The organism is Streptomyces sp. NPDC101118, assembly GCF_044759445.1.
Taxonomy (GTDB): Bacteria; Actinomycetota; Actinomycetes; order Streptomycetales; family Streptomycetaceae; genus Streptomyces.
Window position 1 is genome coordinate 59,820 of the sequence record NZ_JBIVZG010000028.1, and the last position, 18,602, is coordinate 78,421.

Consider the following 18,602-nt stretch of genomic DNA (forward strand, 5'->3'; position numbering starts at 1 on the left):
GAGACCGCGTTCAGCGCTGCCCGGTTCCACTTCGGTGCGAAAAACAGAAGAAGAGGACCCATCAGGGGGCCCTCTTCTTCGATCGCTCCCCCGGCTGGACTCGAACCAGCAACCCTCCGGTTAACAGCCGAATGCTCTGCCAATTGAGCTACAGGGGATCGCGCTCCCCCGACTGGACTCGAACCAGTAACCTGCCGGTTAACAGCCGGCTGCTCTGCCAATTGAGCTACAGGGGATTGCTGCGTGTGCCCCGAACAGTCCCACCACCAGCCTTGCTGGGGGGCGGGCGCCCGTTGCGAGACATACATTAGCGCAAGCAGGGGGGTGCTCCGCCAATCGGTATCGCCCCGGGTGATCACGGCCCCCGACGGGTAGGCGGCCGGGCACCGACGCAGCACGCACGCAGCAGCGATGCAGAAGGGTGGCAGGCATGCGTTACAAGCTCACGTTCGTCGCCGGACTGGCCCTCGGTTACGTGCTCGGCACGGCCGCCGGGCGGGAGCGGTACGAGCAGCTGAAGAAGTCCGCTCGCGGGATCGCCCAGAACCCCGCCGTGCGCAACGCCGCCGAGACGGCCGCGCACACGGGCCGCCAGTACGCCGGCAAGGCGTTCGTCGCCGTCGGGGAGCACCTCCCCGAGCGGCTGCGGGTCCACCACAACGGCTCGTCCGCCACGGAGGACGACTGGGGCACGAGCAACACCTAGGAACGGGCGGCGATCTTGACGTACCGGCGGGGCCCCACGCGCCCCGCCGTGCGGCAGAATCGTGGGCATGGGGATAGTCGCCGGGCTGGACAGCTCTTCCGCCTTCACTCGCATCGTCGTCTGTGACACCGACACCGGTGCCGTGCTGCGCCAGGGGTACGCCCCCCATCCGCAGCCCGCGGGCGAGAGCAGGCCCACCGAGACCGACCCGCAGTCCTGGCTGCTCTCCCTCGGCGAGGCCGCCGGGGGAGGGCTCCTGGAGGGCGTCCAGGCGATCGGCGTCTCCGCGCAGCAGCACGGCCTGCTGCTCCTCGACGCCGGGGGCGCCCTCGTCCGGCCCGCCCTGGTCGGCAACGACAAGCGCGCCCAGGTGGCCGCCGCGGACCTGATCGAGGAGCTGGGCGGGCGTCAGGCCTGGGCCGAGGCCGTGGGCTGCGTCCCCCAGTCGGCCCAGCCGGTCGCCAAGCTCCGCTGGCTGGCCCGCACGGAGCCCGACGCCGCCCGACGCACGGCCGTGGTGATGCAGCCGCACGACTGGCTGGTCTGGCAGCTGCTGGGCCGGCCGGCGCGGCGCACCACCGACCGCGGCGCGGCCTCCGGCACCGGCTACTGGTCCCCCGCGCACAACACCTACCGCCCCGACCTCGTCGAACTGGCCCTGGGCCAGCGGGCGGTGCTGCCCGAGGTGCTCGGCCCCTCCGACGCCGCCGGCACCACGCCCGAGGGCCTGCTGATCTCCGCCGGTACGGGCGAGACGCAGGCCGCCGCCCTCGGCCTCGGGCTGGCCCCGGGCGACGCGGTGGTCTCCCTGGGCGCCTCCGGTTCCGTGATGGCCGTGCACCACGAGCCCCTCTTCGAACCCGGCGGCACGATCACCTCGCTGGCCGACGCGACCGGCATGCACCTGCCGGTGGTGTACACCTCCAACGCGGTACGGGCCCTGCGCGGCACCGCCGAGCTGCTGGGCACCGACCTGGAGGGGCTGAGCGCGCTGGCCCTGAAGTCGACGCCGGGCGCCCACGGCCTCGTGCTCCTGCCGTACCTGGAGGGCGAGCGGACGCCGAACCTGCCGCACAGCGCGGGCACCCTCACCGGGCTGCGGCGCGACTCGATGAAGCCCGAGCACCTGGCGCGGGCGGCCTTCGAGGGCATGCTGTGCGGGCTCGTGGACGCCCTGGACGTGCTGCGCGGGCGCGGCGTCGAGATCCGGCGGGTCTTCCTGCTGGGCGCGGCGGCCGAACTGCCGGCGGTACAGGCGGCCGCACCGGGGCTGTTCGGCACGCAGGTCGTCGTACCGCAGCCCGCGGACTACGCGGCCCTGGGCGCCGCCCGCCAGGCCGCCTGGGCCCTCGGCGTGCAGCAGGGCTCGCTCGCCCCGCACAGCCCGCCGGCGTGGCAGGGCGCGGTGGCCCAGGTCTTCGAGCCGGGCGACGAGCTGGCGGCCGGCCAGGCCGTGCGCCAGCAGTACGCGGCCACGCGGGAGCAGATCCACCCCGGCGCGTTCTGAGGCCGGGGCCGGGCCGCGGCCCCCACGGGCCCCGGCCCGGCCGACTCCGGCCGCCGCCCTACGACCCGCGGGGCGGCAGCTACTCCTTTTGACCGGCCTTTGCGAAAACCGGTGGGTTCCGGCAGGGCCCGTGCCGGAAGATGGGGTGACCCCCGATCTTGCCGACCCGGAGCCTGCGCGTGCTCATACGACTTCTGCGGACCCATCTGGGTCCGTACCGGAAACCGATCGTCCTGCTGGTCCTGCTGCAGCTGCTGCAGACCAGCGCCACCCTCTACCTGCCCACGCTGAACGCCGACATCATCGACAACGGTGTCATCGAGGGCGACACCGGCTACATCCTGGGCTTCGGTGCCCTGATGCTCGGCGTCAGCCTCGTGCAGCTGGTGTGCAACGTCGGAGCCGTCTACTACGGCGCGCGGACCGCGGCGGCCCTCGGCCGGGACGTGCGCGCCGCGGTGTTCGACCGGGTGCAGAGCTTTTCCTCGCGCGAGCTCGGCCAGTTCGGGGCGCCGTCGCTGATCACCCGCACCACGAACGACGTCCAGCAGGTCCAGATGCTGGTGCTGATGACGTTCACGCTGATGGTCTCCGCGCCGATCATGTGCGTGGGCGGCATCGTCATGGCGCTCTCGCTGGACGTGAAGCTGTCCGGCGTCCTGCTCGGCGTCGTGCCCGTGCTCGGCATCGCGGTCGGCTCGATCGTCTGGAAGACGCAGCCGCTGTTCCGGCAGATGCAGAAGCGCCTCGACACGGTCAACCGGGTGCTGCGGGAGCAGATCAGCGGCAACCGGGTGATCCGCGCGTTCGTCCGGGACGGCTACGAGGAGGAGCGCTTCCGGCAGGCCAACACCGAGCTGACCGACGTGTCCCTCTCGGCCGGCCGCCTGATGGCGCTGATGTTCCCCACCGTGATCATCGTGATCAACTTCTCCAGCGTCGCCGTCATCTGGTTCGGCGCGATGCGCATCGACAGCGGCGGCATGGAGATCGGCGCGCTGACCGCCTTCCTCGCCTACCTGCTGCAGATCGTCATGTCCGTGATGATGGCCACCTTCATGTTCATGATGGTGCCGCGCGCCACGGTCTGTGCCGAGCGCATCCAGGAGGTCCTCGCCACCGAGACCTCCGTGGTGCCCCCGGCCGAGCCGGTGCGCGAGCTGGTCCGCCGCGGCTCGCTGGAGCTGCGCGGCGCGGACTTCCGCTACCCGGGCGCCGAGGCCTCCGTACTGGTCGGCGTGGACCTGGTGGCGCGGCCCGGCGAGACGACCGCGATCATCGGGTCCACGGGCAGCGGCAAGTCCACGCTGCTGGGGCTCGTACCGCGGCTGTTCGACGCGACCGGCGGCGAGGTGCTCGTCAACGGCGAGGACGTCCGCCGGATCGACCCCGAGCTGCTGGCCGGCACCGTGGGCATGGTGCCGCAGAAGCCGTACCTCTTCTCCGGGACCGTGGCGACCAACCTGCGCTACGGGCGGCCCGACGCGACCGACGAGGAGCTGTGGCGGGCCCTGGAGGTCGCCCAGGCCAGGGAGTTCGTGGAGGCCCTGGAGGGCGGCCTGGACGCGCCCGTCACGCAGGGCGGTACGAACGTCTCCGGCGGCCAGCGCCAGCGCCTGGCCATCGCGCGCACCCTGGTGCAGCGCCCGGAGATCTACCTCTTCGACGACTCGTTCTCGGCCCTCGACTACGCCACTGACGCCGCGCTGCGTGCCGCGCTGGCCCGCGAGACCGAGGACGCGACCGTCGTCATCGTCGCGCAGCGCGTGTCCACGATCCGCGACGCCGACCGGATCCTGGTCCTCGACGAGGGCCAGGTCGTGGGCGTCGGCCGGCACCACGAGCTGATGGCGGACAACGAGACCTACCGGGAGATCGTGCTCTCCCAGCTGACGGAGGCGGAAGCCGCATGAGCGGTCCCGGCGGACGGATGATGATGGGACCGGCCCAGCGGTCCATGGACTTCAAGGGGTCCGGCAAGCGGCTGCTGCGCCAGCTCGCCCAGGACAGGGCCAAGCTGTGGGGCATGGTCATCGCGGTCTTCGGCAGCGTCGTGGCCACCGTGATCGGCCCGAAGATCCTCGGCAAGGCCACCGACCTGGTGTTCGCCGGGATCGTGGGCCGCCGGATGCCGGCCGGCCTGACCAAGGAGCAGGCCCTGGAGGGCTTGCGCGCCAAGGGCGAGGGCGGCACGGCCGACATGCTCTCGGGGACGGACTTCACCCCGGGCGAGGGCATCGACTTCGGTGCGGTCGGCCAGGTGTGCGTGCTCGCGCTGGTGGTGTTCGCGGCGTCCGGCCTGCTCATGCTGGTGGCCACGCGGCTGTCCAACCACGTGATGAACGGCATGGTCTTCCGGATGCGGGAGGAGCTCCAGGCGAAGCTGTCGCGGCTCCCGCTGTCGTACTTCGACCAGCAGAAGCGCGGCGAGGTACTCAGCCGGGCGACCAACGACATCGACAACATCGGGCAGACCCTGCAGCAGACCATGGGCCAGCTGCTGAACTCGCTGCTGACGATCGTCGGCGTGCTGGCGATGATGTTCTGGATCTCGCCGCTGCTCGCGCTGGTGGCGCTGGTGACCGTGCCCGTCTCGATCGTGATCGCGACGAAGATCGGCAAGAAGTCGCAGCCGCAGTTCGTGGAGCAGTGGAAGACCACGGGCAAGCTGAACGCCCACATCGAGGAGATGTACTCGGGCCACACGCTGGTCAAGGTCTTCGGCCGCCAGAAGGAGTCCGCGGAGACGTTCGCCGAGCAGAACGACGCGCTGTACCGGGCCTCCTTCCGGGCGCAGTTCGTCAGCGGCATCATGCAGCCGGTGATGATGTTCGTCTCGAACATCAACTACGTGCTGGTGGCGGTGGTCGGCGGTCTGCGGGTGGCCTCGGGCACCCTCTCGATCGGCGACGTGCAGGCGTTCATCCAGTACTCGCGCCAGTTCTCGATGCCGCTGACGCAGGTCGCGTCGATGGCGAACCTGGTGCAGTCGGGCGTGGCCTCCGCGGAGCGGGTGTACGAACTCCTCGACGCGGACGAGCAGGAGCCGGACCCCGAGGTGGCGGAGCGCCCGGAGGAGCTGCGCGGGCAGGTGACCTTCGACAAGGTGGCCTTCCGCTACGTGCCGGACAAGCCGCTCATCGAGGACCTCTCGCTGACGGTCGACCCGGGTCACACCGTGGCCATCGTGGGTCCCACCGGCGCCGGCAAGACCACGCTGGTCAACCTGCTGATGCGGTTCTACGAGGTGACCGGCGGCCGGATCGCGCTCGACGGGGTGGACATCGCCAAGATGACCCGCGAGGAGCTGCGCGCCGGCATCGGGATGGTCCTCCAGGACACCTGGCTGTTCGGCGGCACCATCGCGGAGAACATCGCGTACGGCGCCGCGCGCGAGGTGGGCCGGGCCGAGATCGAGGCGGCGGCGCGGGCCGCGCACGCGGACCGGTTCATCCGGACCCTGCCCGACGGCTACGACACGGTGCTGGACGACGAGGGCCAGGGCGTCAGCGCGGGCGAGAAGCAGCTGATCACCATCGCGCGGGCGTTCCTGTCCGACCCGGTGATCCTGGTGCTCGACGAGGCGACGAGCTCCGTCGACACCCGTACGGAGGTGCTCATCCAGAAGGCGATGGCGCGGCTGGCGCACGGCCGGACGTCCTTCGTGATCGCGCACCGCCTCTCCACGATCCGGGACGCGGACGTGATCCTGGTGATGGAGGACGGCTCGATCGTGGAGCAGGGCACGCACGAGGAGCTGCTGGCGGCGGGCGGCGCGTACGCGCGGCTGTACGCGGCCCAGTTCGCGCAGGCGGTCGCCGAGGTCGACTGAGGCCTGCCCGCCTGCTCCGGCTCGTACGCCGCCGGGCCCGGTTCCCTTCGTGGAGCCGGGCCCGGCGGCGTTTCCGGAGGCTGTCGGGTACCCCTCGGGGTCAGCGCGGCAGGCGCAGGGCCAGGCCGTCGAGGACGACCTCCATGCCGTACGCGAACTTCGCGTCGCGGACCGCCTGGGGCGACTCGGGGGCCGCGGCAGGGGAGGCGGGGGCGTCCGTGCCGCCGGCGACGAGCCGGGCGGCGGCCTCGCCGTAGGCGTCGTGCAGGTGCTCGTGGCCCGCGGCGGCCTGCTGGGCGGCGGGCATGAGGCGGGCGATGAAGGCGGCCTCGGTCTCGCCGGTGCGGGCGACGGTGGTCAGCCAGGCGGCCTCGGTGGTGCTCATGCCGATGACGTACGAGAAGACGGTGTCGATGGCGCGGCTCGGCTCCGGGAAGCCGACGGCCGTGAAGAGGGCGGCGAGCCGCTCGGAGTAGGCCATGAGGTTGGGGCCGAGGTAGGCGAGGCCGGCCTGGCCGAGCACCGAGGACAGCCAGGGGTGCCGGAGGGCCGTCGCGCGGAAGGAGCTCGCGGCCGCGGTGACGTCCGCGCGCCAGTCGGGGCCCGCGTCGGGGACGTGGACCTCTGCGCAGACCTCGTCCACGGCGAGCTCCATCAGCTCGTCCTTGGTGGCGACGTGCCGGTAGAGGGAGGTCGCGCCGGCGTTCAGGCGGGCGGCCAGCTTGCGCATGCTGAGGGCTTCGATGCCGTCGGCGTCCAGCATGGCGATGGCCTCGCGGACGATCGCGGCCCGGCTGAGCGCGGGCTGGTCGGCCTCGCGCTGTCCGCGGGCCCACACGGACGGGATGGGCTTCGTCTTCTCGGCCATCGGGCTCGCTCTCCTCCACCTGCCGCTGCCGGCCACCGCCTGGCGTGCGTACACCGTTCGCATCGAGCGTACAGGAATCCACTCTTGCGAACACTGTTCCGCCATGCGTACAGTGTTCGCACAGAAGGAACAGTGTTCGCAGCCGAGGCGAGAGCCGAGAGGAAACTCCCATGGAAAGCCGCAACCCACGCCGCTGGTGGATCCTGGTCGTGCTCTGCCTGAGCACACTGGTCCTGGTCGTCGACAACATGGCGCTGACCGTTGCGGTCCCCGCGATGATCGAGGACATCGGCGCGTCGGCCCAGGACACCCAGTGGATCCTGGACTCCTACATCCTGGTCTTCGCCGGCCTCCTGCTCACCTCCGGCAGCCTCGGCGACCGGTTCGGCCGCCGCAGGATCATGGTCCTCGGCCTGCTGCTCTTCGGCGCCGCCTCACTGGCCGCGACCTTCTGCACCACCCCCGGCGAGGTCATCGCCGTACGCACCGCGATGGGCGTGGGCGGAGCGCTGATCATGCCCTCGACCCTGTCGATCCTCATCACCGTCTTCGACGAGGACGAGCGCCCCAAGGCGATGGCGGCGTGGGGCTCGGTCTCGATGCTCGGCCTGGTCGGCAGCCCGGTCCTGGGCGGCGCGCTGATCGACCACTTCTCCTGGCACTCGATCTTCTTCATCAACGTCCCGGTCGTCGTGCTCGCCGTCCTCGCCGCCCTCACCCTGATGCCGGAGTCCAAGGCCCCCTGGCAGAAGCCCGACCCGCTCGGCGCCGTGCTGTCGGCGGCCGGCATGACCGCCCTCGTCTGGTGGATCATCGAGATCCCCCAGCACGGCGCGTTCGGCGGCCGCTCCACCGTCACGCTGGCGGCCGCGGTCCTCGCCCTGGCCGGGTTCGTGGTCTGGGAGAACGTCACCCCCGCGCCGATGGTCCCGCTGGTCCTCTTCAAGCACCGCAACTTCAGCGGCGGTTCGCTCTCCCTGGCCCTGGTCCAGATCGGCAACGGCGGCCTGCTGCTGGTCCTCACCCAGTACCTGCAGTCGGTGCTCGGCTACTCGCCCGTCAAGGCCGGGCTGGCGTTCACCCCGCTCGCCGTGGCGGCCCTGGTCGGCAACGGCGTGGGGGCCAAGCTCGCTCCGAAGGCCGGTCACCGCTACCTGATCCTGGCCGGCATGGTCCTGATGGCCGGTTCGTTCGCCCTGCTGACCACCGTCTCCGCCGACTCCGGCTTCGCCGTCCCGGCCGTCGCCCTCGGCCTGCTCGGCCTCGGCGCCGGCCTGGCGATGCCGGCCGCCGTCGGCGCCCTGATGGGCACCATCCCGGCCGACAAGGCAGGCGTCGGCTCGGCCCTGAACGACACCATCCAGCAGGCCGGTACGGCGCTGGGCATCGCGATCCTCGGCTCGCTGCTGACCAGCACCTTCGCCCGGGAGATGCCGGCCGGGGCGCCCGAGCAGGCCAAGCAGTCCATCGCCGGCGCGCTGGCCGCCGCCCAGGGCGACGCGGGGCTGGTCCGGGCCGCGCGGGAGGCGTTCACCGCCTCGATGTCGACGACGTTCACCATCAGCGCGATCGGCGTCCTCGCGGCGGCCCTGCTGGCCACCGTGGTCATGCGGGACAAGAAGGCCGAGCCGGTCGCGGAAACCGAGCCGGAGCACGTGCCGGCCGCCTGAACCGCGGCTCCGCGGGCCCGGCCCGCAGTCCCGTAAGCCCGACGGCTGAGGCCGGCACTCCCGCGGGGTGCCGGCCTCCTCCTCGTCCGCGCGGGGCTGCTCAGTCCAGGTAGCCGCGGAGCTGGTCCGCGAAGGCGTGGTCGCGGAGCTTGTTGAGGGTCTTGGACTCGATCTGCCGGATCCGCTCGCGCGTGACGCCGAAGATCCGGCCGATCTCCTCCAGCGTCCGGGGGCGGCCGTCCATCAGCCCGTACCGCAACTGCACGACCTTCCGCTCGCGTTCGCCGAGCGTGGAGAGCACGGCCTCCAGGTGCTCGCGCAGCAGGAAGAAGGCCGCGGACTCCACCGGGGAGGTGGCGTCGCCGTCCTCGATCAGGTCGCCGAGCGCCACGTCGTCCTCCTCCCCCACGGGCGCGTGCAGCGAGACCGGCTCCTGGGCCAGCCGCAGCACCTCCATCACCCGCTCGGGCGAGAGCTCCAGGTGGTTCGCGACCTCCTCGGCCGTGGGCTCGTACCCGCGCTCCTGGAGCATCCGGCGCTGCACCCGCACCACGCGGTTGATCAGCTCCACGACGTGCACCGGGACGCGGATCGTGCGCGCCTGGTCGGCCAGGGCGCGGGACATGGCCTGCCGGATCCACCAGGTGGCGTACGTCGAGAACTTGTAGCCGCGGGCGTAGTCGAACTTCTCGACGGCCCTGATCAGGCCGAGGTTGCCCTCCTGGACCAGGTCCAGCATGGTCAGGCCGCGGCCCACGTACCGCTTGGCGACGGACACGACGAGCCGCAGGTTCGCCTCGATCAGGCGCCGCTTGGCCATCCGGCCCATCACGACCAGCCGGTCGAGGTCGACCGCGAGCTGGGAGTCGAGGTCGGGGGTGCTGCCGAGCTTCTCCTCGGCGAAGAGCCCCGCCTCGACGCGGCGGGCGAGCTCCACCTCCTCGGCCGCGGTGAGCAGGGGTATCCGGCCTATCTCGCGCAGGTACTGCCGGAACAGGTCCGAGGACGGGCCCCCGGACTCCGCCACTTTGCGCGGCAGCGGGATCCCGGCGGCCTCCGCCTCCGGCTCTGTGTCGGGTTCGGCCTCCGCCTCCGCCTCCGCGGCCTCAGGTACGGCGCCGGGCTCCGGCGGTCCTGCCTCCGGCGCGGGCCCGTCGGCCTCCGGCCCGTCCGTCACCGGCCCCTCCTCGGGCCCGCCCGCGCGTCCGGCCCCGGGCGCGGCCTCGCGGTGCTCCTCCACCCGGGTCTCCGGGGTCACGGCTTCGGTCAGGGTCTGGGTCTGCACGGGGGCGACCTCCTGGGCTCCGAGGACTCAGGCACCGCAACTCAGTGTGGAGTACGACACATCACCGCCACGAGGGGCGTGCGAGCACTTTTTGAGTCCGGTGCGTGACCGGATGGTTACCCCCCGCCGGGATTCCCGAAGCCGCCCGCACGTACGTACGGGAGGCGGCGCGGTGGACGGCGGTCCGGGCAGTGGCCCGCGGAGTGCCCCTAGAGGGCCGCCGCGCCGTTGTTGCGCAGGGACTGGCGGTACTGCTGGAGCACCCAGAGTTCCTGCTGGAGCGCCGTGACCTGCTCGGCCGGGGCGTGGCTGGCCAGCCGGGCCATCGCCCCCTGGACCTCCTGGAAACGGCGGTCGACCGCGCGCAGCCGTACCTGGACGAGCTGTTCGCCCGCGTACGCCTCGTCCGGGGACTTGTGCCGGATGGCCTCCACGGCCAGCTCGGTGACCAGGGCGCGGACCGTGTCGTTCGGCGCCGCGTCGCGGACCCGGGCGAGGTAGTCCTCGCCGGACGACACCACGCCGCCCGCCTCGGCGATGGCCTGGCGGACCGTCGCGTAGGGCGGGGCGGTGAACTCGTCCACCCCGTACGCGTCGAAGGTCGGCGAGACGAGCTCGGGACGCTGGAGGGCGAGCTTGAGGAGCTCCCGCTCGGTGAGGTGCACGGGGTTGCGGAGGTTCAGCGCCGGTCCGGCCGGCTGGGCCGCGGGCGCCGGCACCTGCTCGTACGGCTGGCGGCGCTGCTGCGGCCGGTCCGGCTGCTTGCCGCCGCGCTCGCGCGCCCAGCGGGCCAGCTGGGCCACCCGCTTGACCACGAACTGCTCGTCGCGCACGCCCAGCATCCCGGCCAGCTGCACGGCGGACTCGTGCTGGATCGCGATGTTCTTGATGTTGGCGACCACCGGCGCGGCCTCGTCCAGCGCGGCCGCCCGGCCCGCCGGGTTGTCGAGGTTGTGGCGGGAGACGATGTGCCGCAGCGCGAACTCGAACAGCGGGGTCCGGGACCCGACCAGGTCCTGCACCGCCCCGTCGCCCTTCGCGAGGCGCAGCTCGCACGGGTCCATGCCGCCCGGCGTGATCGCGATGGAGGTCTCCGCGGCGAACTTCTGGTCGTCCTCGAAGGCCCGCAGGGCGGCCTTCTGGCCGGCGGCGTCGCCGTCGAACGTGAAGATCACCTCGGCGGTGGCGTTGTCCATCAGCAGGCGGCGCAGGATCTTGATGTGGTCGCCGCCGAAGGCCGTGCCACAGGTCGCGATCGCCGTGGTCACCCCGGCGAGGTGACAGGCCATGACGTCCGTGTAGCCCTCGACCACGACGGCCGTGGAGGTCTTCGCGATCTCCTTCTTGGCCAGGTCGATGCCGTAGAGGACCTGGGACTTCTTGTAGATCGCCGTCTCGGGGGTGTTCAGGTACTTCGGGCCGTTGTCGTCGTCGCGCAGCTTGCGCGCGCCGAAGCCGACGACCTCCCCGGTGATGTCGCGGATCGGCCACATCAGCCGGCCCCGGAAGCGGTCGATGGGCTTGCCGCTGCGGCTGTCCTGGGCCAGGCCGGACAGCAGGAGCTCCTTGTCGCTGAAGCCCTTGCCGCGCAGGAAGCGGGTGAGGTGGTCCCAGCCCGCGGGGCTGTAGCCGACGCCGAAGTGGGCGGCCGCCCCCTGGTCGAACCCGCGGCCGGCCAGGAACTTCCGGGCGATCTCCGCCTCGGGGCTCTCCAGCTGGCCGACGTAGAACTCCGCCGCGGCCTTGTGCGCCTCGACGAGCCGGATCCGCTCGCCGCGGCCGCTCTGGCCGGGGGTGTAGCCGCCCTCCTCGTACCGGAGGGTGATGCCGGCCTGGCCGGCCAGCCGCTCCACCGCCTCCGAGAAGGAGAGGTGGTCGATCTTCATGATGAAGTCGAGGGTGTCCCCGCCCGCCTGGCAGCCGAAGCAGTGGTAGAGGCCCTTGCTCGGACTGACCTGGAAGGACGGGGACTTCTCGTCGTGGAAGGGGCAGAGGCCCTTGAGGTTGCCGCCGCCGGCGTTCCGCAGCTGGAGGTACTCGGACACCACGGCGTCGATCGGGACCGCGTCCCGTACCGCCTTCACGTCGTCGTCGTTGATCCTGCCTGCCACGCGTGAAGTCTACGGCCGGGGCACGCCGATCCCGTCAGCCGGTCGCCTCCCGCCCCTCCTGTGCCGCCAGGAGCGAGGCGAGCGGCACCGAGGGGTCGGCCAGCGCCTCCCCGCCGGGCCGCGCACCCGTCCTGATCAGGGCCTGGATGGACTCGGTGACGTCCCACACGTTCATGTTGAGGCCCGCGATCACGCGCCCCTCGGCCAGCCAGAAGGCGATGAACTCGCGCTTGGCCACGTCGCCGCGGATCACCACCTCGTCGTACGAGCCGGGCGGCGCGTACCCCGAGTACTCCATGCCCATGTCGTACTGGTCGGAGAAGAAGTACGGCACCCGGTCGTACGCGACCTCCTGGCCCAGCATGGCCCGGGCTGCGGCCGGGCCGCCGTTGAGCGCGTTGGCCCAGTGCTCCACCCGCAGGCGGTGGCCGAGCAGCGGGTGCTGGGCGGCGGCCACGTCACCGGCCGCGAACACGTCGGGGTCGGAGGTGCGCAGGCTCGCGTCCACCGCGATGCCGCCGCCGTCCGCGCGGTCGGCCAGCACCAGGCCGGCCGCCTCGGCGAGCGCCGTGCGCGGGGCCGCGCCGATGGCGGCCAGTACGGCGTGTGCCGGGTGCTCGTCGCCGTCCGCGGTGCGGGCGGCCAGCACCATGCCGTCCTGGCCGACGATCTCCGCCAGGCGGGCGCCGAAGCGGAAGCGGACGCCGTGCTCGGTGTGCAGGTCGGTGAAGATCCGGCCCAGCTCGGGGCCGAGCACCGCGTGCAGCGGGGTGGGCTCCGGCTCGATCACGGTGACCTCGGCGCCGTAGCCGCGGGCGGCGGCGGCCACCTCCAGGCCGATCCAGCCCGCGCCGGCGATCACCAGGTGGCCGTTGTCCCGGCCCAGGGTCACCAGGACCCGGCGCAGCCGCTCGGCGTGGGCCAGGCGGCGCAGGTGGTGCACCCCGGCCAGGTCGGTGCCCGGGATGTCGAGGCGGCGCGGCTCGGCGCCGGTCGCCAGCAGCAGCCGGTCGTACGGGACGACGGTGCCGTCACCCAGCTCCACGGTCTTGGCGGCGCGGTCCAGGTGCACGGCCGGCTGGCCGAGGTGCAGCTCGATGTCGGAGCGGGCGTACCAGGCCGGCTCGTGGACGAAGACGCTGTCGCGCTCCTCCTTGCCCGTCAGGTAGCCCTTGGACAGGGGCGGCCGTTCGTACGGATGGTCGCGCTCGTCGCAGATGAGGATCACCCTCCCGGTGAACCCCTCGGACCGCAGCGTCTCTGCCGCCTTGGCCCCGGCCAGTCCCCCGCCGACGATGACGAACGTCCGGTGTGCGTCGACCACCTGATGCCTCCTCATAACCTCCGCGCCATGACCTCGTCGCCACGGGCGGCCACATGCGAGCGTCCCGCACCGAGCCTGCCTCGGGAAGAGGGAGTGGCCCGATCAGCTCACCCCCGGCGCGTCGTGAGCCGGGCGTGCAGGGACCGGGCCGAGGCGTCCGTGAGGGAGGCGATCTGGTCGACGACCACCCGTTTGCGCGCCCGGTCGTCGGGGGCCGCGTCGAAGAGCGCCCGGAACTGCGGGTCGAGGCCCTCGGGGGCGCGGACGCTCAGCGCCTCGGCCAGTTCCGCCAGGACGATGCGCTGGTCGGCGCGGAGCCGCTCCTGCTCGTCGCGCTGCATCACGTACAGGTCGGCGACGGCCTTGAGCACCGCGCATTCGTTCCGCGTGGCGCGCGGGACGACCAGTTCCGCCGCGTACCGGGTGAGCCGGCCGGAGCCGTACGCCTCACGGGTGGCGCCCTCGGCGGCGAGGCAGAAGCGGCCGATGAGCTGGCTCGTGGCGTCCTTCAGGCGGGCCTGGGCGACGGCCGAGCCGTCGTACCCGTGCGGCCACCAGTCCTCCTCCATCAGGCGGTCGAGCGCCTCCCGCAGCTCCTCGGGGTCGGTGTCCGCCGGGACGTACCGGCCGATGGCCACGTCCCAGATGGCGCGGCGCTCGGGCTCGGCAAAGAGGAGGTTGGGGTCGAGGTGGCCGGCGTGGAGGCCGTCCTCGAAGTCGTGCACCGAGTACGCGACGTCGTCGGACCAGTCCATGACCTGCGCCTCGAAGCACTTGCGGTCGGCGGGTGCGCCCTGCCGCAGCCAGTGGAAGACCGGCAGGTCGTCCTCGTAGACCCCGAACTTCACGGACGTCGGGTCGCTGGGGTGGCCGCCGCGCGGCCAGGGGTACTTGGTGGCCGCGTCGAGGGCGGCGCGGGTGAGGTTGAGGCCGACGCTGGCCGGCTCGCCGGTGCGCGGGTCGGCGACGAACCGCTTGGGTTCGAGGCGGGCGAGCAGGCGCAGGGACTGGGCGTTGCCCTCGAAGCCGCCGCAGTCCTTGGCGAAGTCGTTGAGCACCTCCTCGCCGTTGTGCCCGAAGGGCGGGTGGCCCATGTCGTGGGCCAGGCAGGCGGTCTCGACGAGGTCGGGGTCGCAGCCGAGGGCGGCGCCGAGCTCCCGGCCGACCTGGGCGCACTCCAGGGAGTGGGTCAGCCGGGTGCGGGGGCTGGCGTCCCAGTCCTGGGATCGGGTCCCGGGCGTGACGACCTGCGTCTTGCCGGCGAGGCGGCGCAGCGCGGCGGAGTGCAGCACGCGGGCGCGGTCGCGCTGGAAGGCGGTGCGGCCGGGGCGTTTGTCGGGCTCGGCGGCCCAGCGCTCGGTGGCCGACGGGTCGTACCCGGGGGTGGCCGGGTCGTACCCGGCTTCGGACGGGTCGTACGAGGGGGCGGGTGCGGTGCTGCCTTCCATGTCTCGACGTTAACCGGACGGACCGACAATCCGGAGGTCATCCGGCGGTCGGCGGGAGGCCGGCCGGTGGTCGGCCGGCGGCGGAGGGGGGTCAGGCCGTGGCGAGTTCGCGGCCGGCGGGGCGGTACGGCTGCGCGCAGGCCTGGTCGTAGCGGTGGAGCACCAGCCGCGCGAGGGCCGGGTGGGCGCCCAGCGGCTCGGCGGCGAGGCCGGGCGCGGCGGCGGCGCTCTGGGTGGCGAAGCGGCCGGGGGCGGTGAAGTACGCGGCGAGCGCGGGGCGGTGGTGGCCGCGGGCGGCCAGGGCGCGTACCGCGGCGGGGACCGTGGGCGCAGCGGCGGAGGCGTAGGCCGGTACGACGGGGACGCCCCCGAGTCGCTCGGACAGCTGCGCGGCGGTGGCACGGGCGTCGGCGGCGGAGCGGGGGTCGAGGGAGCCCGCTCCGGCCAGTACGACGGCCGTGCCGGGGGTCCAGCCGGCCTCGGCGAGCCGGTCGCGGAGCGCCTCGACGAGGAGGGGGTGCGGGCCGAGCGGGGCGGCGACGCGGGTGCGCAGGTGGGCGGCGTCGGCCGCGGCGCGCGGGAGGTCGTGGGTGACGTGGTGGCCGCGGCCGAGGAGGAGCGGTACGAGGACCGCTTCCCCTGCCTCGGGCAGGGCGTCCAGCGTGTCGGCGAGGAGGGGGGCGGTCAGCTCGATGTGGCCGAGGCGGACAGGGAGGCCGGGGCGCAGCTCGCGGACGCGGCCGAGGAGGGCCTCGACGGTGGAGAGGGCACGTGGGTCACGGCTGCCGTGGGCCACGATGACGAGGGTGGGGGGCATGCGCGCGCTCCGGTGGGCCGGGCCCCCGGCGGGCGCAGGCCGCTGAGCTGGGTTCCGAGCTGCGCGGCGACGCGGCCGAGCAGCTCGGCCGCGCTGCCGAGGGGCGGGGACAGGGATTCGGGAGGGTGCACCGGCTCCGTCATGGACCGATCCTGGCGGGCGGAGATTGCCGGGGCGTTGCGTGGTGGTGACGGGTGTTTTCCGGTCGCTCACCCGGCCGTTCCTCCCACTGAAAGGAACATCCGTACGAGTGAATCCGCACCGGCCCGGGGAACCCCCGGTCGCCACCCGCACGTCTGATCTTGCGAGGGGCCGCCACCGGGGCGCGCCCGGGGGCTGGCGGAAAACGGGGGGTCGGGATGAGCCGGGCATGGCGACGGCGGACGGTCCAGGCGGTGATGGCGCTGTGCGTGCTGGCGCTGCTGCCCTCGACCTGGACGCACGTGACCGCGGGGGGCCGGCTGCGCGACACCGCCGACGCACCCGCCTCGGACGTGGCGGTGGTCTTCGGGGCCGGGCTCTGGCGGGGCAGGCCCACGCCGTACCTCGCGCACCGGCTGGACGCGGCGGCGGAGCTGTACCGCGCGGGGCGGGTCAAGGTCGTACTGGTCACGGGCGACAACAGCCGCGTGGAGTACGACGAGCCGGACGCGATGCGGGCGTACCTGACGGGGCACGGCGTGCCGGACGACCGGATCGTCAGCGACTACGCGGGCTTCGACACCTGGGACTCGTGCGTGCGGGCCAAGAAGATCTTCGGGGTGGAGCGGGCGGTCCTGGTGAGCCAGGGCTTCCACATACGCCGGGCGGTCGCGCTGTGCCAGGCCGCGGGCATCGACTCGTACGGGGTGGGCGTGGCCGCGGTGCACGACGCGACCTGGTACTACGGCGGGGTCCGCGAGGTGTTCGCCTCCGGCAAGGCCGCACTGGACGCCGTCTTCGAGCCCGACCCGCACTTCCTCGGCCCGAAGGAGAAGGGGGTGTCCCAGGCCCTGGCCGCTCTGCCAGACTGACCCCGCCACCCATATGACGAACAGTCATATCCACCGGCGGCGGACGAGGGACGGGGAGCCCCATGACGAAGACCGCGGACCTGACGGACAAGGTCGTGCTCATCACCGGCGGCGCCCGGGGACTCGGCGCGGCGGCCGCGCAGGCCGTCGTGGACGGCGGCGGACGGGTGCTGATCACCGACGTGCTGGAGGACGAGGGCAAGGCCACCGCGGCGGAGCTGGGGGACGCGGCGCGGTTCCTGCGCCACGACGTGACCAGCGAGGCCGACTGGCAGGGGGCCGTGGAGTACGCGGTCGCGGAGTTCGGCCGCCTGGACGGACTGGTCAACAACGCGGGCATAGCCACCGGCCAACTGCTGGAACACGAACCGGTGGACCACTTCCGCCGCGTGGTCGAAGTCAACCTGGTCGGCGTCTTCATCGGCATCAGGACAACGATCCCCCACCTCCGGGCCGCGGGCGGCGGTTCGATCGTCAACATCTCCTCGGCCGCGGGCCTCACGGGCCTGGCGCTCACCGCCGGGTACGGCGCCTCGAAGTGGGGGGTGCGGGGCCTGTCGAAGATCGGGGCGGTGGAGCTGGCGGAGGCCCGGATCCGAGTGAACTCGGTCCACCCCGGCATGACGCTCACCCCCATGACGGCGCCGGTGGGCATCCAGGCCGGCGAGGGCGGCTACCCCCGCACCCCGATGGGCCGCGTCGCCGTCCCGGAGGAGATCGCCCCGGCGGTCGCGTTCCTCCTGTCCGACGCCGCCTCGTACATCACGGGTGCGGAACTGGCGGTGGACGGCGGCTGGACGGCCGGCCTGACGGTGGGCTACCTGCGGGGCGAATGACCCGTGCGGGGCCCGGCTTGACGGGCGGCGGCACCGGGCGTAGTCCGGAAGAGGGGACCCATCCGAAGGAGGCGTCCCATCATGCTCGGCGAACTCATCGGCGAGGAGCAGGGCGAGGTCACCGGCAGGCGCGTCCTGTCCACCGACGGCGGCCACCCCATCATCGAGGCCTCGTTCCAGGCATCCGGCACGCTCCTGGGCACCGGGGTACAGGACATGGGCACGTACGAGTCCGTCATGCGCGCCGACGGCACCCTCTTCGGCGAGGGCCAGGGCGTGATCATGACCGAGTCCGGCGACACGCTGACCTGGCACGGCTCCGGCGTGGGCCACCTGGGCGAGGGCGGCGCGGTCAGCTGGCGCGGCGCGATCTTCTACGACTCGCCGAACGGCAAGCACGACCGCCTGACCGGCATAGCGGCCCTCTTCGAATTCGAAACGGACGCAGCGGGCAAGGCCTCGGCAAAGCTCTACGAATGGAAGTAACCCGCCCACCCACCCGACGCACCCCCCGACGAACGCCACCCGGCACGCACGGGGCCGGAACATCCGCGTAGCGAGTCGAAGAACCGGACATCGGCGCCCCGAACCAGCGGCAGGGCTCGGACCGGCACAAAACACCCACCGGGCACGACAAAAGCTACCCGCAGCCTCCCGGCAGAGCGCTACCAGCACCTGCCAGGCGGTGAGATCCGCTGAGCGGAACTGTCGGCATGTCATCCGCGGGTCCAGACGCCAGCAGGACTCGGACCGGCATGATTCGCCCACCGGCATGGCGAAAAACACGCCGCAGCCTCCCGGCACGAGGCAGTCGGCACCTGCCGGGCGTTGAGATCCGCTGAGCGGAACTGTGGGCAGGTGATCCGCGGGTGCAGACGCCGGGAGGGCTCGGACCCGGCACCGATGGCAGTGCGGGTTCCCTGATCAGCCCCGGACGGCCTGGCGGCCGCCGGGCCGGCGGGAGCGCGTAGCGATCTGTGGCGGCTTATGAAGGGGCACGGACGGCCCGGAGGCCGCTGAGACGGCTGGGGGGCCTACGGACGCTGTCGCGTCCGCCCCGTGGGGCGGGGGCTCGCTTTGGTGCGGGGAGTCGCACCCGGCACCGTCAGGCCTGAGGTGTCCCCCCTGGGCGTCCTTCCTGGGGGTGTCCGCCGAGGGCTTTGCCTTCCGGGCCGGGGTGGCCTG

Annotated in this window: 14 protein-coding genes and 2 tRNA genes; 8 read left to right on the plus strand and 8 right to left on the minus strand. The window is 72.8% G+C overall.

Features of this window, described 5'->3' with window-relative positions; genetic code table 11:
• Window positions 1–85: 85 nt before the first annotated feature.
• Window positions 86–158: transfer RNA gene (locus ACIQUQ_RS32100), tRNA-Asn, on the minus strand.
• A 5-nt stretch (window positions 159–163) separates the two neighbouring features.
• Window positions 164–236: transfer RNA gene (locus tag ACIQUQ_RS32105), tRNA-Asn, on the minus strand.
• 194 nt (window positions 237–430) lie between these two features.
• Here ACIQUQ_RS32105 and ACIQUQ_RS32110 point away from each other — a divergent pair.
• The 4 genes from ACIQUQ_RS32110 to ACIQUQ_RS32125 all read left to right on the plus strand — a co-directional run bounded on the left by ACIQUQ_RS32110 (window position 431) and on the right by ACIQUQ_RS32125 (window position 6,045).
• Window positions 431–706 (plus strand): YtxH domain-containing protein, encoded by a 276-nt coding sequence (locus tag ACIQUQ_RS32110; protein ID WP_399951460.1) that lies wholly within the window; start codon window positions 431–433, stop codon window positions 704–706.
• A 67-nt stretch (window positions 707–773) separates the two neighbouring features.
• Window positions 774–2,213 carry an FGGY family carbohydrate kinase gene (locus tag ACIQUQ_RS32115; RefSeq protein WP_403983087.1) on the plus strand — a complete coding sequence of 480 codons (1,440 nt, stop codon included), beginning with the start codon at window positions 774–776 and terminating at the stop codon, window positions 2,211–2,213.
• Between the two features lie 179 nt (window positions 2,214–2,392).
• Window positions 2,393–4,126 (plus strand): ABC transporter ATP-binding protein, encoded by a 1,734-nt coding sequence (locus tag ACIQUQ_RS32120; protein WP_403983092.1) that lies wholly within the window; start codon window positions 2,393–2,395, stop codon window positions 4,124–4,126.
• Window positions 4,123–6,045, plus strand: coding sequence for an ABC transporter ATP-binding protein (locus ACIQUQ_RS32125; RefSeq protein ID WP_403983094.1), 1,923 nt, complete (start codon window positions 4,123–4,125; stop codon window positions 6,043–6,045). Before ACIQUQ_RS32120 ends, ACIQUQ_RS32125 begins: the two co-directional genes overlap by 4 nt.
• Before the next feature lie 100 nt (window positions 6,046–6,145).
• Here ACIQUQ_RS32125 and ACIQUQ_RS32130 read toward each other — a convergent pair whose 3' ends face one another.
• Window positions 6,146–6,913: a TetR/AcrR family transcriptional regulator gene (locus ACIQUQ_RS32130; protein WP_403983096.1), complete on the minus strand. Its 768-nt coding sequence runs from the start codon at window positions 6,911–6,913 to the stop codon at window positions 6,146–6,148.
• Between the two features lie 170 nt (window positions 6,914–7,083).
• Between ACIQUQ_RS32130 and ACIQUQ_RS32135 the strand changes: the two genes are divergently transcribed.
• The gene (locus ACIQUQ_RS32135; protein WP_403983099.1) at window positions 7,084–8,583 is read left to right on the plus strand and encodes an MFS transporter; all 1,500 of its coding nucleotides are present in this window, start codon (window positions 7,084–7,086) and stop codon (window positions 8,581–8,583) included.
• 100 nt (window positions 8,584–8,683) lie between these two features.
• Here ACIQUQ_RS32135 and ACIQUQ_RS32140 read toward each other — a convergent pair whose 3' ends face one another.
• From ACIQUQ_RS32140 to ACIQUQ_RS32160, 5 genes are all read right to left on the minus strand, one after another.
• The gene (locus tag ACIQUQ_RS32140) at window positions 8,684–9,868 is read right to left on the minus strand and encodes an RNA polymerase sigma factor (protein ID WP_403983102.1); all 1,185 of its coding nucleotides are present in this window, start codon (window positions 9,866–9,868) and stop codon (window positions 8,684–8,686) included.
• Window positions 9,869–10,077: 209 nt separating this feature from the next.
• Window positions 10,078–11,979 carry a DNA primase gene (dnaG, locus tag ACIQUQ_RS32145; protein ID WP_403983105.1) on the minus strand — a complete coding sequence of 634 codons (1,902 nt, stop codon included), beginning with the start codon at window positions 11,977–11,979 and terminating at the stop codon, window positions 10,078–10,080.
• A gap of 34 nt (window positions 11,980–12,013) precedes the next feature.
• Window positions 12,014–13,303, minus strand: coding sequence for an NAD(P)/FAD-dependent oxidoreductase (locus ACIQUQ_RS32150; protein ID WP_403983107.1), 1,290 nt, complete (start codon window positions 13,301–13,303; stop codon window positions 12,014–12,016).
• A gap of 107 nt (window positions 13,304–13,410) precedes the next feature.
• Complete coding sequence (locus ACIQUQ_RS32155; RefSeq protein ID WP_403983110.1) at window positions 13,411–14,751, minus strand: deoxyguanosinetriphosphate triphosphohydrolase; 1,341 nt, start codon at window positions 14,749–14,751, stop codon at window positions 13,411–13,413.
• Window positions 14,752–14,842: 91 nt separating this feature from the next.
• Window positions 14,843–15,568 carry a sirohydrochlorin chelatase gene (locus ACIQUQ_RS32160; RefSeq protein WP_403983113.1) on the minus strand — a complete coding sequence of 242 codons (726 nt, stop codon included), beginning with the start codon at window positions 15,566–15,568 and terminating at the stop codon, window positions 14,843–14,845.
• 359 nt (window positions 15,569–15,927) lie between these two features.
• Between ACIQUQ_RS32160 and ACIQUQ_RS32165 the strand changes: the two genes are divergently transcribed.
• The 3 genes from ACIQUQ_RS32165 to ACIQUQ_RS32175 all read left to right on the plus strand — a co-directional run bounded on the left by ACIQUQ_RS32165 (window position 15,928) and on the right by ACIQUQ_RS32175 (window position 17,903).
• Window positions 15,928–16,581: a vancomycin high temperature exclusion protein gene (locus ACIQUQ_RS32165; RefSeq protein ID WP_403983115.1), complete on the plus strand. Its 654-nt coding sequence runs from the start codon at window positions 15,928–15,930 to the stop codon at window positions 16,579–16,581.
• Between the two features lie 62 nt (window positions 16,582–16,643).
• Window positions 16,644–17,417 (plus strand): glucose 1-dehydrogenase, encoded by a 774-nt coding sequence (locus ACIQUQ_RS32170; RefSeq protein WP_403983117.1) that lies wholly within the window; start codon window positions 16,644–16,646, stop codon window positions 17,415–17,417.
• 81 nt (window positions 17,418–17,498) lie between these two features.
• A complete protein-coding gene (locus ACIQUQ_RS32175) occupies window positions 17,499–17,903 on the plus strand; it encodes a hypothetical protein (RefSeq protein WP_403983119.1) in 405 nt (134 codons plus the stop codon).
• Window positions 17,904–18,602 lie beyond the last annotated feature (699 nt).

What these genes read in the sequence shown, in the direction of transcription:
- ACIQUQ_RS32110 (WP_399951460.1), top strand. Translation starts at nt 431, where the DNA reads ATGCGTTACAAGCTCACGTTCGTCGCCGGACTGGCCCTCGGTTACGTG.
- ACIQUQ_RS32115 (WP_403983087.1), top strand. Translation starts at nt 774, where the DNA reads ATGGGGATAGTCGCCGGGCTGGACAGCTCTTCCGCCTTCACTCGCATC.
- ACIQUQ_RS32125 (WP_403983094.1), top strand. Translation starts at nt 4,123, where the DNA reads ATGAGCGGTCCCGGCGGACGGATGATGATGGGACCGGCCCAGCGGTCC.
- ACIQUQ_RS32130 (WP_403983096.1), bottom strand. Translation starts at nt 6,913, where the DNA reads ATGGCCGAGAAGACGAAGCCCATCCCGTCCGTGTGGGCCCGCGGACAG.
- ACIQUQ_RS32135 (WP_403983099.1), top strand. Translation starts at nt 7,084, where the DNA reads ATGGAAAGCCGCAACCCACGCCGCTGGTGGATCCTGGTCGTGCTCTGC.
- ACIQUQ_RS32155 (WP_403983110.1), bottom strand. Translation starts at nt 14,751, where the DNA reads ATGGAAGGCAGCACCGCACCCGCCCCCTCGTACGACCCGTCCGAAGCC.
- ACIQUQ_RS32160 (WP_403983113.1), bottom strand. Translation starts at nt 15,568, where the DNA reads ATGCCCCCCACCCTCGTCATCGTGGCCCACGGCAGCCGTGACCCACGT.
- ACIQUQ_RS32165 (WP_403983115.1), top strand. Translation starts at nt 15,928, where the DNA reads ATGAGCCGGGCATGGCGACGGCGGACGGTCCAGGCGGTGATGGCGCTG.
- ACIQUQ_RS32170 (WP_403983117.1), top strand. Translation starts at nt 16,644, where the DNA reads ATGACGAAGACCGCGGACCTGACGGACAAGGTCGTGCTCATCACCGGC.
- ACIQUQ_RS32175 (WP_403983119.1), top strand. Translation starts at nt 17,499, where the DNA reads ATGCTCGGCGAACTCATCGGCGAGGAGCAGGGCGAGGTCACCGGCAGG.